The organism is Flavobacteriales bacterium, from assembly GCA_016124845.1.
In the GTDB taxonomy this organism is placed as follows: Bacteria; Bacteroidota; Bacteroidia; order UBA10329; family UBA10329; genus UBA10329.
The window spans coordinates 1-14,083 of the sequence record WGMW01000054.1 but is presented as its reverse complement, the minus strand read 5'-3'; the positions used below and the strand labels follow the sequence as shown (position 1 = coordinate 14,083).

At 50.2% G+C, this 14,083-nt stretch carries 15 protein-coding genes; 12 read left to right on the top strand and 3 right to left on the bottom strand.

Going from position 1 to position 14,083, the window contains the following annotated elements; genetic code table 11:
* Positions 1–40: 40 nt before the first annotated feature.
* The 10 genes from GC178_17075 to GC178_17030 all read left to right on the top strand — a co-directional run bounded on the left by GC178_17075 (position 41) and on the right by GC178_17030 (position 8,194).
* A complete protein-coding gene (locus GC178_17075; protein ID MBI1289282.1) occupies positions 41–499 on the top strand; it encodes a hypothetical protein in 459 nt (152 codons plus the stop codon).
* Between the two features lie 86 nt (positions 500–585).
* Positions 586–1,101 carry a hypothetical protein gene (locus GC178_17070; protein MBI1289281.1) on the top strand — a complete coding sequence of 172 codons (516 nt, stop codon included), beginning with the start codon at positions 586–588 and terminating at the stop codon, positions 1,099–1,101.
* A gap of 14 nt (positions 1,102–1,115) precedes the next feature.
* Positions 1,116–1,640 carry a hypothetical protein gene (locus GC178_17065; protein ID MBI1289280.1) on the top strand — a complete coding sequence of 175 codons (525 nt, stop codon included), beginning with the start codon at positions 1,116–1,118 and terminating at the stop codon, positions 1,638–1,640.
* Positions 1,641–1,666: 26 nt separating this feature from the next.
* Positions 1,667–3,541 (top strand): sulfatase-like hydrolase/transferase, encoded by a 1,875-nt coding sequence (locus GC178_17060; GenBank protein ID MBI1289279.1) that lies wholly within the window; start codon positions 1,667–1,669, stop codon positions 3,539–3,541.
* Positions 3,542–3,569: 28 nt separating this feature from the next.
* Positions 3,570–4,457, top strand: coding sequence for a YegS/Rv2252/BmrU family lipid kinase (locus GC178_17055; protein ID MBI1289278.1), 888 nt, complete (start codon positions 3,570–3,572; stop codon positions 4,455–4,457).
* A complete protein-coding gene (locus GC178_17050) occupies positions 4,444–4,818 on the top strand; it encodes a translation initiation factor (protein ID MBI1289277.1) in 375 nt (124 codons plus the stop codon). Before GC178_17055 ends, GC178_17050 begins: the two co-directional genes overlap by 14 nt.
* Positions 4,819–5,571, top strand: coding sequence for a tRNA pseudouridine(38-40) synthase TruA (truA, locus tag GC178_17045; GenBank protein ID MBI1289276.1), 753 nt, complete (start codon positions 4,819–4,821; stop codon positions 5,569–5,571).
* 3 nt (positions 5,572–5,574) lie between these two features.
* Complete coding sequence (locus tag GC178_17040; GenBank protein ID MBI1289275.1) at positions 5,575–7,320, top strand: ATP-binding cassette domain-containing protein; 1,746 nt, start codon at positions 5,575–5,577, stop codon at positions 7,318–7,320.
* Positions 7,321–7,337: 17 nt separating this feature from the next.
* Positions 7,338–7,724: a hypothetical protein gene (locus GC178_17035; protein ID MBI1289274.1), complete on the top strand. Its 387-nt coding sequence runs from the start codon at positions 7,338–7,340 to the stop codon at positions 7,722–7,724.
* 17 nt (positions 7,725–7,741) lie between these two features.
* On the top strand, positions 7,742–8,194 hold the full coding sequence (locus GC178_17030) for a hypothetical protein (protein ID MBI1289273.1): 453 nt from the start codon (positions 7,742–7,744) through the stop codon (positions 8,192–8,194).
* A gap of 48 nt (positions 8,195–8,242) precedes the next feature.
* Here GC178_17030 and GC178_17025 read toward each other — a convergent pair whose 3' ends face one another.
* Both GC178_17025 and GC178_17020 read right to left on the bottom strand, forming a co-directional pair.
* On the bottom strand, positions 8,243–9,211 hold the full coding sequence (locus GC178_17025; GenBank protein MBI1289272.1) for a T9SS type A sorting domain-containing protein: 969 nt from the start codon (positions 9,209–9,211) through the stop codon (positions 8,243–8,245).
* A 42-nt stretch (positions 9,212–9,253) separates the two neighbouring features.
* Positions 9,254–9,844, bottom strand: coding sequence for a DUF4293 family protein (locus tag GC178_17020; GenBank protein ID MBI1289271.1), 591 nt, complete (start codon positions 9,842–9,844; stop codon positions 9,254–9,256).
* A gap of 232 nt (positions 9,845–10,076) precedes the next feature.
* Here GC178_17020 and GC178_17015 point away from each other — a divergent pair, with 232 nt between their 5' ends.
* A complete protein-coding gene (locus tag GC178_17015; GenBank protein MBI1289270.1) occupies positions 10,077–11,651 on the top strand; it encodes a transcription termination factor Rho in 1,575 nt (524 codons plus the stop codon).
* 276 nt (positions 11,652–11,927) lie between these two features.
* Positions 11,928–13,481, top strand: coding sequence for a hypothetical protein (locus GC178_17010; protein MBI1289269.1), 1,554 nt, complete (start codon positions 11,928–11,930; stop codon positions 13,479–13,481).
* 335 nt (positions 13,482–13,816) lie between these two features.
* On the opposite strand, the gene GC178_17005 is transcribed toward GC178_17010, so the two are convergent.
* The coding region (locus GC178_17005; protein MBI1289268.1) for a T9SS type B sorting domain-containing protein at positions 13,817–14,083 on the bottom strand (267 nt) is incomplete at its 5' end.

Genomic DNA, 14,083 nt, shown 5'->3' with positions numbered 1-14,083 from the left:
GTAACGCTTACCTCGTATGCTGCCCAAAACCTGACCAACTTTGGGCTTTCGCTTTCCCTACATCTGCATCGGCATATTCATGCTATTTGCGGCCTCTGGCTGTAAGAAGAACGCTGGCTGTACCCAGTTCGGTTCGGAGAATTACAACCCAGATGCGGTATTTGATGATGGTTCATGTATTTTGGAACGGGACAAGTTTCTGGGAACTTTTCATGTTTCATCCGATTGCCAGAATGATTATTCGTGCGTCATATCCGAAGGCCCAGGCGATTTTAAGGTAGTGTTCCTTGGCCTGGCCGATACGTTGGGCGAAGTGGATGCGAAGGTGTACGGACAGAACATCACCATAGAACAACAAGTGGTGAACTCACACGTTACGATAGAAGGCGCGGGAGTTTATGTTGCGGACAATGGCATTTCGCTTTCATATCGGATGCGCTACAATTCGGGCGGAACCGAGACCATCTACGATTGTCTTGAATCGATGACGAAACAATAAACTCAAAACGGGCAACTTTTGTTAAAGTTAAATTCACATTCTTTACCTTCACCGATTAAATCTGCACCGACCAAGCAGCATTAGACATGAGAAAAAACCTCTACATACTCTACGTTCTTATCGCTACCGTGGCGGTTTCTATCGGTTGCCAAAAACCGCGCGGTTGTACCGACCCCTACTCTGACAATTACGACCCTGAGGCCAAGCAGGATGACGACACCTGCATTCCGACCCGAGACAAATTCCTTGGTCAGTATTTGGCAAATGGAACCATCGAGATCGGACAAGACACATTGGTGCCTTACGAGCAGATAGGAATAAATATTGAGGATTCTACAGCCATTGGAAATACAGGTTTGATCATCGGAGTAAGCGACTTTGACCAACCATTGTACGCTTTGAGAGGTACAGTAAACAGCACTTACAAATTCTCGGTGGACAGACAAACGATCGGAAACTACACCTTTTATGGCGATGGCGAGGTCAATGGTCGCGTATTGGAAATGCATTACACGCGTTTGGAGCTGATAACCTTGCCTGATGCGACCACTTACAACGATAGCATCCGCCTGAATCTCTATGCGATAAAAGAGCCGGAATAACCAGAACGATGAGAATGAAAACTTGGAATCATATCAAACTCATAAGTGTACCACTGTTGCTGGTAGCTGTTCTTGGTGCTTCATCCTTTCTTTCGGGATGTAAGGAAGAAGTAGGTTGTACCAACAGACGGTCTGACAACTACAATCCAGACGCTGTGCGCGATGACGGTTCATGCATCAATGCACGTGATAAGTTTCTGGGAGTTTACAATCTGTTGCACATCTGTTGGCCAGATACCTTGCTCCCAACTCCACGCTATATGACCATTGCCGAGGACAATCTGAGAACCGATGAGAAGGACGACATCAAAATGCTGAATTTCAGCGATGATAGCATTACGGTCCGTGCGCTGGTTGACAGACATTCACTGACTATTCCCACGCAAAACTTAAGTGTAAGAGGCGTTCCTATGACCTTTAAAGGGGAAGGACATATTGATGATGATGGTTACTTGACCATCCTCTACTCTACCTGGTTGATGAACGGTCAGCCTGTGAAAGAGGATTGCGTGATCTTTGCGCAACGCTACGACAACTGATTCATTTCCGAATTCTGCAATAAGGTATGAACCGATCGTTCTGGAAAAGATTCATCGGCTCGCTTCTCATTGCATTCCTTACGCTTTCGCTGTCGCGATTCCTGTTTTACATCAACCTTACAAACTATTTCAGGGGTTCGGTTTCAGACATTCTGAGTGCATTCGGCTACGGACTGCGTTTTGACGCAGTAACGATCGCCTACCTGCTCGGCCCGTTCTTCCTTGTACTTCCCTTTTTGCGGGGAGGAGTTTTCGAACGGATAACCATCTGGTTCTACCTCGGCATGCTTGGTGCCATGAACCTTCTGAACTGCATTGATGCCGAGTTCTTCAAATTCACGGCACGCAGATCCACCGATGACCTGTTCGAGTTTGCGTTCATCAGCGATGACCTATTCAACATCGGGCCCAATCTGCTTACGCATTTCTGGTATCTGCTGGTGGTATTCGCGCTCATCATGTTGCTGGCGCTTTGGTTAACGATGCGACTTTTCCGAAGTACGGTTCCTGAAAACCCGACTTGGAAGAATGCGCTCCTTCTCCTTCCCATCGGTCTGCTGTTGGTACTTGGTGCGCGCGGTGGCATGCAGCGCATTCCGTTGACGATCGTGGATGCTTCCAAAACTCAATCACCTGAACTCAATCCAGTAGTTCTAAGCACACCTTTCACCATCCTCAAAACAATCGGCAAACCTGAACTGAAACGTTTTGAGTTTCCAGCGGCCGAGATCGTCCCATTGAGTCCGATCATTAAACCCGACAGCACAGCATTTGCAGGACGGTCGAAAGGAAAGAACGTGGTCATCATTATCGTTGAGAGTCTTTCCACCGAATACATCAAAGCGCTGAACGGTCTGGAGGTTGGTTACACTCCGTTTGTGGATTCATTGTGCAACGTGGCCATGGTCTTCGATCATGCCTACGCCAATGGTCATCGTTCCATTGAGGGAATTCCGGCCGTGGTGGCATCCATTCCAACCTTAATGTACGAGCCGTTCACTACTTCACGCTACGCGGGAGACAGGATCAACAGCCTCGCCAATCTGCTGAAGCCGCTTGGTTACGAAACGGTGTTCATGCACGGAGGAAACAAGAATTCCATGAACTTCGAATCGTTTGCAGGGCAGGCGGGCTATGATTCCTTCTACGACCGTGACCATTATCCTTTCCCAGATGAGCATTACGATGGTTTTTGGGGAATTTCCGACCACTACTTCCTGAACAACTGCGTGGATAAACTGAGCGAATACCAGAAGCCGTTCTTCGCCTCCATTTTCACGCTTTCGAGCCACCATCCGTATGCGTTGCCTGACGGATACCGCAACCGATTTCCGAAAGGAACACTGCCTATACACGAAAGCCTTGGCTACGCGGATGAGTCGCTGCGCCAGTTCTTCGAGAAAGCATCCAAAACCGATTGGTTCAGCAACACGCTATTCGTGATCACGGCCGATCACACCTCGCTTTCTGAGCACGAGCAGTATCAAACGAAGCTGGGTTCGCTGCGCATTCCGATCATCTTCTACCAACCCAGCGATAGCACCTTCAGCGGTCGGTTCCATCAGGTGGTACAGCAGGCGGATATCATGCCCACAGTTCTGCGCATGCTCGGCTATGAGAAACCCTTCTTCGCCTTCGGCACCGATGCCTTCGACCCGAATGCGGACCGCGTGGCCATTGCTTTCAAACACGATCAGTATCAGGTTTTGAGAAACGGCCAGCTACTTTGCTTCGATGGCGAAAACCCCACTTTCGTGTATGATATTCAGTCAGACCCTTTACTGAAACAGAATCTTCTTGATGATCCGAATGTGCCGATCGCGGAAAATGAGGCATATTTGAAGGCGTATCTGATGAACTATTCAACCGCGTTGAATGACAATCGAATGACAATCGAATGACCTTCGATTCTTGGAACGCCAATCACCCATGAAACACAAGATCCGCATCATTGTCAACCCCGTTTCCGGTAGTGGAAGACGGAAAAAGATGCTGAAGGCGATCGAGACCGAACTTGACAGCAACAAGTTCGATTTCGAGGTGGTGCGCACCGAATACCACCGGCATGCCATTGAACTGACGCAGGAAGGCATCGATTCGGGTTGCGAGGCGGTGATCATTGCCGGGGGCGATGGCTCCATCAATCAGGTTGGGCAGACCTTGGCAGGCACCGATGTGGCGTTGGGAATCCTCCCTGCCGGATCGGGAAACGGACTTGCGCGTTCGTTGGGAATTCCCATGAACCCGAAGAAGGCCGTGCAGAACCTGAACAACTTCCATTTCAGAACCATCGACACCGGACTTGCCAACGGCAAAGCCTTTATGAACATGGCCGGGGTCGGATTCGATTCGGCTGTTTGCGATGCATTCCATCAGCAGAAAACCCGTGGACTGTTCAAGTATTTCGTTCTGGGTGTAAACCTGATCTGGAACTATAAATTGCAGACGTATAAGGTGACTGCCGATGGCCGTGAGTTTGAACGGAAAGCTTGGCAGATCGACCTTGCCAACTCATCGCAATACGGAAATGATGCCTTAGTGGCCCCGAAAGCGTTGGTAGATGATGGCATGCTGGATGCCGTGGTGCTGAACCCGATGCCGATCCCTCAGATGTTCATCAATTTCTACCGCCTGTTCCAAGGAACGCTGCATCAGAGCAAATACATCAAGACCTTCAAGTTCAAGAAGATGACCATCACACAGGAACGACCCGATGTGTCACATCTGGATGGCGACCCCTTTGACCTTGGAAAGGTGGTGGAGATCGAGATCAATCCGGCATCTTTGAAAGTAATTGTACCGAATGGGAAAGAATAAACCGCAATCTGGCAAAGGGCTGGAAAGCCTTGGAGCGCTCTTCAATATCGACCCGAACTCAGTTTCTAACGAGCCGCTGGAGTTGGAGGAGAACGATGCCGAACAGATCGAACCGTCCAAAATAGACCTGCGGGTCACTTTGGATAAGAAAGGCCGCAACGGAAAAGCCGTGACGCTGATCACAGGTTTCGGTGACCTGCACGAAGATGACCTGAAAGACCTCGCCAAAACCCTGAAGACCAAGTGCGGTGTGGGCGGTTCCTCCAAAGATGGCGAGATCGTGATACAGGGCGACCACGTGCAGAAGGTGATGAACCTGCTGAAGGACGAAGGTTTCAAGGTGAAACGAAGCGGTGGCTAAGTGCGCTATTTCCTCAAACTGGCATACAACGGAACCGGATTCAACGGTTGGCAGATGCAGGACAACGCGCCCAGCATCCAGCAGGAGCTGACCGAAAAATTAAGCACCATTCTTCAGGAGGATATTTCCATTACCGGATGCGGGAGGACCGACACGGGCGTGCATGCCCGCGAGTTCTACGCGCACTTCGATGTGGAGGAAAAGATTGCCATGGATGCATCACTGCTCATCCATAAACTGAACACGCTTCTGCCTTGGAACATCGCCATTTACGAACTGCTTGAGGCGAAAGATGACGCCCACGCGCGGTTCGATGCCATCAAGCGCAGCTACGAATACATCATCAGCCAGCAGAAAGATCCTTTCAGGCCGGACCAGACCTACAAGTTCAATATCCCGCTGAATGTGGACCTGATGAACAAGGCTTGCGCAATGCTGTTAGGGGAACATGACTTCGGTTGCTTCTGCAAATCGCACGGCAATAACAAGACGAACCTCTGCCACGTGTACCATGCCGAATGGGTTGAAATGAACGGACTTACCACTTTCCACATCACCGCCAACCGCTTTTTACGGAACATGGTACGCGCCATTGTCGGCACCATGCTCGACATCGGTCAGGAACGCACCTCGCTGGAAGAGTTCCAGGCCATTCTCGCCTCTGGCGACCGCACGCAGGCCGGACGGTCGGTTCCGGCACACGGGCTATATTTGACGAAGGTTGAATATCCACCGAACATATTTTCCCGATAGACCGTGAGCGAAGTAACCGGAAAAGCCTTTGACCTCGACATTCTTGGTCGCGTACTCAAGTACGTGCGCCCGTACAGGTCGCGGTTCGTATTCACGTTCTTTCTTACCGTGGTCATAGCAGCCGTTTCTCCGCTGCGGCCCATGCTCATCCAATACACCTTCGACCATTACATCGTAAAACCCGATGCAGAAGGGCTGTTGCGGATGACGCTCATCACCATCGGAGTATTGGTGCTCGAAGGCGTGCTCTACTACTTCTACACCTACTCTGCCAACTGGCTGGGACAAACGGTGATCAAAGACCTGCGGATGGAGATCTACCGCCACATCAACAGCCTCAAGCTCCGCTTCTTCGATAAGACCGCCATCGGAACGCTGGTAACCCGCGTGGTATCGGACATCGAGACCATTGCCGACATCTTCTCGAACGGAATTCTCGTCATCTTCGGAGATATTCTCAAGCTCATCACCGTCATTGCGGTCATGTTCTGGTTCGATTGGCAATTGGCGCTCATTTCGCTCTCCACCATTCCGCTGTTGCTGGTGGCCACCTACATTTTCAAGAATGGCATCCGTTCCTCTTTTCAGGATGTGCGAACACAGGTATCGCGGCTCAACGCCTTCTTGCAGGAGCACATCACAGGTATGCACATCGTGCAGATATTCAACCGCGAGGAGAAGGAAATGGAGCGTTTCAAAGTGATAAACGCACAGCACCGCGATGCGCACATCCGCTCCGTTTGGTACTTCTCCATCTTCTTGCCAGTGGTGGAAATCCTCTCCGCCACCTCGCTCGGACTGATGGTGTGGTGGGGCGGCAACCAAGTAATGGCGCACCAGACCACCGTGGGCGAACTGGTGGCCTTTATCCTCTACATCCACATGCTCTTCCGCCCCATCCGCGAACTGGCCGACAAGTTCAATACGCTACAGATGGGTGTGGTGAGTTCGGAGCGCGTATTCAAGATCCTTGACACCACCGAGCATATTGAGGACAACGGCACCGAGCGCGACAAGCCGCTGTACGGCAACATCGAATTCGACCATGTGTGGTTCGCCTATAATGAGGAGGAATATGTGCTGAAGGATGTCTCCTTCTCGGTGAACGTGGGCGAAACCTTGGCGTTGGTGGGTGCCACGGGGTCGGGAAAGACCAGCATCATCAACCTGCTGAGCCGCTTTTACGAGTACAACAAGGGCGAGATCCGCGTGGATGGCAAGAACATCCGCGAGTATTCGAAGGAGCATCTGCGCAAGAACATCGCGGTGGTGCTGCAGGATGTGTTCCTCTTCTCCGACACCATTTACCGCAACATTACCTTGGGCGATGATTCCATTACCATGGAGACCGTGATGCAGGCCGCCAAGGATTTCGGGGCGCACGAGTTCATTTCCGAACTGCCGGGTGGCTACGAGTACAACGTAATGGAGCGCGGGGCCATGCTCTCGGTGGGGCAACGACAGCTCATCTCCTTCATCCGCGCATACGTGCACAACCCCAGCATCCTGGTGCTGGACGAGGCCACTTCTTCCATTGATACCGAAAGCGAGCACATTATACAGAAGGCCTTGGCCAAGCTGATGGAAGGCCGCACGTCCATCGTTATTGCCCACCGTTTGGCCACCATCCAAACGGCCGATAAGATATTGGTGATGGAAAAAGGCAAGGTGCTCGAAATGGGATCGCACCAACAATTGCTGGGGAACGAGGGGCACTATCGCACCCTCTTCGAGTTGCAGTTCAGTTGAATCTGAATAATCCTAAAATGGCTGAGGTGATCACAAAGGATTTGGTTTTGGAGTTGATCTCTAAACATGAGATCGAACTCAAACCAACGCAAAACTCGCTGTGCATTCCAATCATCTCAAGGATTTACAATAAGATGCTGCACGAACTCAGGTTCGATGACATCAAGGTTTGTGACGGACTCATAATAGACGGTCATCACAGATACATCAGTTCTCTTTTGGCACAAAAACAACACGGAACTGTTCCTTCTTTGAAAACCTCCGCTACAAAAGTGTATGATTGGAACGAAGTTCTTTTCGTTGAAAATGATTGGGATACCGCTGACAAAATTGAGAAACTCAATCGGGATGATGCAGCGTTCAATGACCTTCCTGTTGAAGTGATTAGGAAAATGACGCATTGATCACGTACCTTTGTAACGTGTTGATTTTCTTGGATATAGACGGTGTAATGGTTCCAGCCAACTCTTGGAGACAACCCGAGTTGATGGAAGACGGATTTCCTGTGTTCAGTTCGAAAGCAACGGCCGCGCTGTCAAAAATTCTTGACCGCTATAATGCATCGTTGATACTGACCACTTCTCACAAGTACCGATTCAGTTTGGAGGAATGGCACAACATCTTCCAGCGCAGAGGATTGACTGTAAACAACATTGACAGACTGCCTGAAAACAAAGACGGTTTGAGCAGGAAAGAAGAGCTTATCAATTGGTTCCAGCGCAATAAGACCGATGATGACTTCATCATCATTGATGATGACCGCATGCTCAATGCGCTTCCCGGTTTTCTGAAACAGCGGCTCCTGCTTACCAATAGTTCGGTAGGGCTGACAGAAAGATGCTTGGGAGACATCGGAGGCCTTTTAGCTGCTTGACCGAACCACCTTTTCAGATTTCTGAAGAAAAACCTGAACGCCTATTCTTTATTCCTTCACCACCTTTACCACCGAGCGGAGGCCTTGGGCATTGGCGGCACGCAGCAGGTAGATGCCGCTGGGCCAGGTGGAAGTGTCTATGGTATGAATCCCCCGCCCTTCGGGCACCCCCTTTGAAAGGGGGATTGAGCGCCCCAGCATATCGGTTACCTCGATGGTCATTCCGTCCGCCTGTGGCGGAGAGGAATCTTGAAGTCTGATGTTGAGGACGTTTGTGCAGGGGTTGGGGTAGATGGACACTTCTGTTCCATCCTTCTCCAATTCCCCGATGCCTGTTACCGTGTCCTCGATCACACTCACATCATCTATATAAAACCCCGCAGAATTGTAGTCCGCTGTGATCTCCCCTTGATATACCGGGTTGCTTTCCGAATCAGGTCTGAAATTGGCTATGTAGATCTTGTCCTCCCCTCCTTGCGCTGTGTAAACCCCTTCCAAATGATACCACTGGCTGGTATCGATCTCATTCTCCGCAATTACCAGCTCTATATCAGATGCGTTTTGAATAAACGGTGGCCCTGGAGGATGTGTGAATCGTACGCCCAAACAACAGCTTATATAATTGTAAGCGTCCATTGGACTTGCCCAAAGAGACACTTGATATTTTATGCCTCCTCCCATCGGGTTAACAAGTTCAACCGCTAAAACCTCTCTTCCCTCAGAAAAGACAGCAGTATAGGTAGCAAGACCAGCATAGGCACTATCAGAATGAGGTATCTGGTAGCCCGCAAAATTTATTGGTACACCACCTTCTCCCGTACCACATTTATGAAAATAATTCGTTGAACCAACATAGGAAAGCCAATTATGACATGAACTGAAGCTGGATGCGCTGGTTGGACAATAGTCATGTTCCTCAAAATCCCCATTTGGAACCAGATTAACGGGCGTATTCTGGGCCATGGCACCACCAGTCATCGCCAACCCAAAAACCAAAAGAAGCCACCCACGCAACATGGGCTCTAAGATAGTGTTGTAAACGGCTTGTTGTGCGGAGTGTCAACGCAGGCGGTCTGCCGACCGAACCAGGGCTTCATCTTTCTTAATGCCCCGGTAGGCCAAGATGCACAGGATGATATTGACCACAAACGTGGCCAGCAGTGGGCTGTACGAGACGGCATCCGATTCGGCCATGTCGGCCATCTTGCTGGCATAGAAGAACACCAACGCGGGCACCACCACCTGCAATGCCATGGCGCCCTGCACCAGTTTCATCTGAAACTTGCGGTTCTTGAACTGCAGTATGGCATACACGGTGATCAACAGCGCCAGGCCGATGGCTGCGGCTATCAGAAATGCCCCGCTTTCCACTTCGGTCACCACGCCCGTTCGGTTAATGGAGACGGAAGAGAGCGCGAACGAACCTTCTTCCGAATCTACACTGGCCCAATTGAGGTTGAACACGGTGGGCACGACAAGGAGAATGGCCGCCAAGGCAAGATAAACGGTCTGTATGCGCTGGATCATGGTCTGCGTTCTGGTTGTGTTGGCAAAGGAAACGATTGTAGCTGAACTTGAAAAGGCATGTTGCAGATAGACGATGATCCTCGGTCCACAGATGACGGAACTTGCATCTTGCCGTTGAGCCACTGACCATCAACCGTAAACCATGGACTGTGGACCATCGACTGTGGACCATCAACCGTCAACCGCCCCACTAAATTTTCTTCATCAATGCGCACTATTGAATTAATATGTATTATTGCTCCGTAATCAGTTCCGATTCGTTCTGAGTCACGGAGCCTGAATCAATCAGATCATCGACAGTAAACAGCAGAGCCACTCTGTTCTTTAATCACATACTTACAACACAATTTCATTAATGTACAGTCAAGAAGACCTATCCAACATGCTGGTAGCGGATCTGCGCAGCATTGCCACCAAGTTGGAAGTTGAGAATGCAGAAGGCTTGCGCAAAGCCGACCTTGTATCTGCCATCATGAAGCAGAGCGGAACATCCTCCGCATCTGTGGAAGTAGCCACCGAGGAACAGGAGAAACCGAAGAGAAAGCGTGCCCGCGTTCCGAAAGGTGAGGAAGCTGCGGATGAATCGCAGTCGAAGATGGATTTCGAACCGAAAAAGGACGGTGGGGAAAAGGCGGAGAACGCCTCTACCCCAACCAATGATGCTGACAACAACGGTGAGCGCAACCAAGGCCGCCAGCCGCGCAGCAACAACCGCAACCGTGACAACCGCAACAGCGGTGGCGATAGAAACAATGGGGACAGAAACCAAGGCAACGAGCAGAAGCAATCGGAGCAGGACGCGTTCTACAACTTCGATGGCGCGGTCATTTCAGAAGGCGTTCTGGAGATCATGCCTGATGGCTACGGCTTCCTCCGCTCTTCCGATTACGATTACCTGTCTTCGCCAGATGATGTGTACGTCTCGCAATCGCAGATCAAGCTTTTCGGTCTTAAAACCGGAGATACCGTCCGTGGCGAGGTTCGCCCACCGAAACCCGGCGAGAAGTATTTCCCGCTGATCAACGTGGAGCGCATCAATGGCCGCGATCCGGGCTATGTCCGCGACCGTGTTTCGTTTGAGCACCTCACTCCCCTGTTCCCGCAGGAGAAATTCAATATCGCTCCATCGAACAGAGCGGGCATGTCGCCTCGCATCATGGACCTTTTTGCCCCTATCGGGAAAGGTCAGCGTGGATTGATCGTGGCGCAGCCGAAAACAGGTAAAACGGTACTTCTGAAGGAAGTGGCCAACGCCATTGCCGAGAATCACCCAGAGGTGTATATGATCATCCTTCTGATAGATGAGCGCCCAGAGGAAGTAACCGACATGGCCCGTAGTGTGAACGCGGAAGTGATCTCATCCACCTTCGATGAGCCTGCCGACAAGCACGTGAAGATTGCCAATATCGTTCTTGAGAAAGCCAAGAGACTGGTAGAATGTGGCCACGATGTGGTTATCCTTTTGGATAGTATCACGCGTTTGGCGCGTGCATACAATACGGTTCAGCCAGCGTCTGGTAAGATCTTGAGTGGTGGTGTGGATGCAAATGCCTTGCACAAACCGAAGCGCTTCTTCGGTGCGGCCCGTAAGATCGAGAAAGGCGGTTCGTTGACCATTCTTGCCACGGCCCTTACCGAAACAGGTTCGAAGATGGATGAAGTGATCTTCGAAGAATTCAAGGGAACCGGTAACATGGAACTTCAGTTGGATCGTAAGATCGCCAACAAGCGCATCTTCCCAGCCATCGATATCGTTGCTTCGAGCACACGTAGAGATGACCTTCTGGTGGATAAAGACACGCTTCAGCGTATTTGGATCCTTCGTAACCACTTGTCGGATATGACGCCTGTGGAAGCCATGGAATTCCTTCGCGACCGTATGAACGGAACGCGCAGCAACGAGGAGTTCCTCATTTCCATGAACGGATAATGGACAAATTCGTAGAAAGTAGAACCCTGATCGACAACGGTCAGGGTTTTCTTTTGCGGTAAACTCTTACGTGCTAATTCGCATGCGGCCATCTGGTCGCGCAAATGAATTCAAGTTCTGATACTTCATGGTTCTTAGAATCCCCCGCCTCGATTCCTCGGCACCCCCTTTGCAAGGGGGAACCGCGCCCATTCCCCCTTCAAAAGGGGGTGGCCGTAGGCCGGGGGATTTATTCTAAGCATGGAAACAGATCAGCATAAACTCTTATGTTTAGCTATGGCAAAATCAGAAGGGAATAAATGGGTGCTTTGGCTGTTTCTGGCGGCCGCTACGGTTTACTCCGCTTTCTTCTTCGCACGACCGATCAACTTGGCCACAGCCGACCTTGGCCGTCATATCGTGAACGGTGAATTGATCGTAAACGGAGTGACCGATGTGCTCTACAAGAACTACTACTCCTTTACCGAGCCGCAACACGAATTCGTGAACCACCATTGGGGTTCGGGTGTCATCTTCTACTACATCCATAAACTCTTCGATTTCAAAGGGCTTTCTGTGCTGTACGTGCTGATGAGTCTGTTGGCCATCGGGTTTATGGTGGCCGCTTCGCGAAATGAGAACGCCAAAGGGCTTTCGCTGGTGGTGGCTTTGACCTGCGTTCCGCTGTTCGCCTACCGTGTGGAGGTACGCCCCGAAGGATTCAGCTACGCACTCATTGCGTGCTATTATTTCCTGCTATCGCGGTTCCGTTCGGGCAAACTGAATTGGAAACCATTGCTCATCATCCTTTCGGTGTTGCAATTGCTGTGGGTCAACATCCACATCTTCTTCTTCTTCGGAATCATGGTGGCTGGTGCTTTCCTGCTGGATGCGCTGCTGAACAACCGTGAAAACGTGAAGAGTCTGGCCATTCTTGTAGGAGTGCTGATTCTGGTGAGTCTCGTCAATCCGCATACCTACAAAGGGCTGTTGGCTCCGCTCACCATTTTCAACGAATACGGCTATATGGTTGCCGAGAACCAGACCATTCTGTTCATGCTCGACCGTTTCGAAAATCCAGAACTCACGCATTTCGTTGTATTCGGAATTCTTGCGGTCGGTCTCATCGGTCTTGCCTTCTGGAAGAAACTTTGGAAACCACTTTTTGCGGAGATCCTGTTGGTGGCTGTCTTTGTTGTTCTTGCAGCGATGGCCGTTCGAGGGATTCCGCTGTTTGCGCTGTTCCTTATTCCGCTGGTGAGCGGCATTGCGGTCCGTCTCATCGAGAACCTCAATTTCAAAACCCGACAGTCTGTTTCCAAGATCTTTCCCGTTGCTGGAATCGTTCTCTGCCTTCTTTTTACAGGTTTGAAAGGAACATACGCCTCAGCACGCAAAGGCTACGAAGGTCTTGGACTTATTGAGGGAATTGATGCCTGTGGGAAGTTTCTGCACAACCAGCGCATTCCTGGGAAGATGTTCAACAACTACGATTTTGGCAGTTACCTTATCTACTTCCTCCATGACCAACAGAAGGTTTTTGTGGATAATCGACCAGAGGCCTATTCCGTGGCTTTCTTCGATTCCATCTACAAACCAATGCAGGAAAATGAAGCGGTTTGGAAGCACAAAAGCCTTGATATGGGCATCAATTCCATCGTGTTCTACCGACTCGACAACACGCCTTGGGCGCAGCCGTTCCTCATTGAACGGACGCAAGACCCTGAGTGGGTTCCGATCTACGTGGATGGTGTTTCGCTGATTCTGCTACGGAACACAAAAGCCAACGAACCGTGGATCAAGAAGTTTGCGCTACCGCGTGAGATGTTCTCTGGAGTGCCGAACAAGTAAGAGCAAAATACCTTCAAGGTTTTTGGAAGCAGGGGTGTCCGAAAAAACTATAATCACGCTTGCCAATGCATAGACCTGTCTTCAAAACGGTTGGTGCCCTTCTGACAATCATAGCCCACGATTTAAATCGTGGGCTATGATTGAATAAGCATTTTCAGGAATGGTTTCAACCATTTTCCACATCTTCTTCTTTTTAATAAGAATCAATGGATTGATTCACAGAACCTGCATTTCCGACACCCCTGTTTTGGAAACCTTGAAGGTTCAAAATGAATGGGTCTGTTGGTTACTGCGCGTGCCAATTCTATGTTAAGACCAAATTGATAGCTTTCCGGTCAATCACGGATAACCGTCACAACTCCCTTGTAAACGTGGCGGTCGAGGTCGGTATATTCGCGGAATTTGATCAACCAGACGTACGTGCCTACCGGAACGTCTTTGCCGTTCAGATCCTTACCATTCCACTTTTTACTGAAATTTCCTGTTTGCCAGATCATCTCTCCCCAACGGTTATAGATGAACATATCGTAGCTCTCCTCTTCTATACCTTCACCCTGCGGGAAGAAATAATCGTTCTTGCCATTGATGCCAGGAGTGAACGC

What these genes read in the sequence shown, in the direction of transcription:
- GC178_17070 (MBI1289281.1), top strand. Translation starts at nt 586, where the DNA reads ATGAGAAAAAACCTCTACATACTCTACGTTCTTATCGCTACCGTGGCG.
- GC178_17065 (MBI1289280.1), top strand. Translation starts at nt 1,116, where the DNA reads ATGAAAACTTGGAATCATATCAAACTCATAAGTGTACCACTGTTGCTG.
- GC178_17060 (MBI1289279.1), top strand. Translation starts at nt 1,667, where the DNA reads ATGAACCGATCGTTCTGGAAAAGATTCATCGGCTCGCTTCTCATTGCA.
- GC178_17055 (MBI1289278.1), top strand. Translation starts at nt 3,570, where the DNA reads ATGAAACACAAGATCCGCATCATTGTCAACCCCGTTTCCGGTAGTGGA.
- GC178_17050 (MBI1289277.1), top strand. Translation starts at nt 4,444, where the DNA reads ATGGGAAAGAATAAACCGCAATCTGGCAAAGGGCTGGAAAGCCTTGGA.
- GC178_17035 (MBI1289274.1), top strand. Translation starts at nt 7,338, where the DNA reads ATGGCTGAGGTGATCACAAAGGATTTGGTTTTGGAGTTGATCTCTAAA.
- GC178_17025 (MBI1289272.1), bottom strand. Translation starts at nt 9,211, where the DNA reads ATGTTGCGTGGGTGGCTTCTTTTGGTTTTTGGGTTGGCGATGACTGGT.
- GC178_17015 (MBI1289270.1), top strand. Translation starts at nt 10,077, where the DNA reads ATGTACAGTCAAGAAGACCTATCCAACATGCTGGTAGCGGATCTGCGC.
- GC178_17010 (MBI1289269.1), top strand. Translation starts at nt 11,928, where the DNA reads ATGGCAAAATCAGAAGGGAATAAATGGGTGCTTTGGCTGTTTCTGGCG.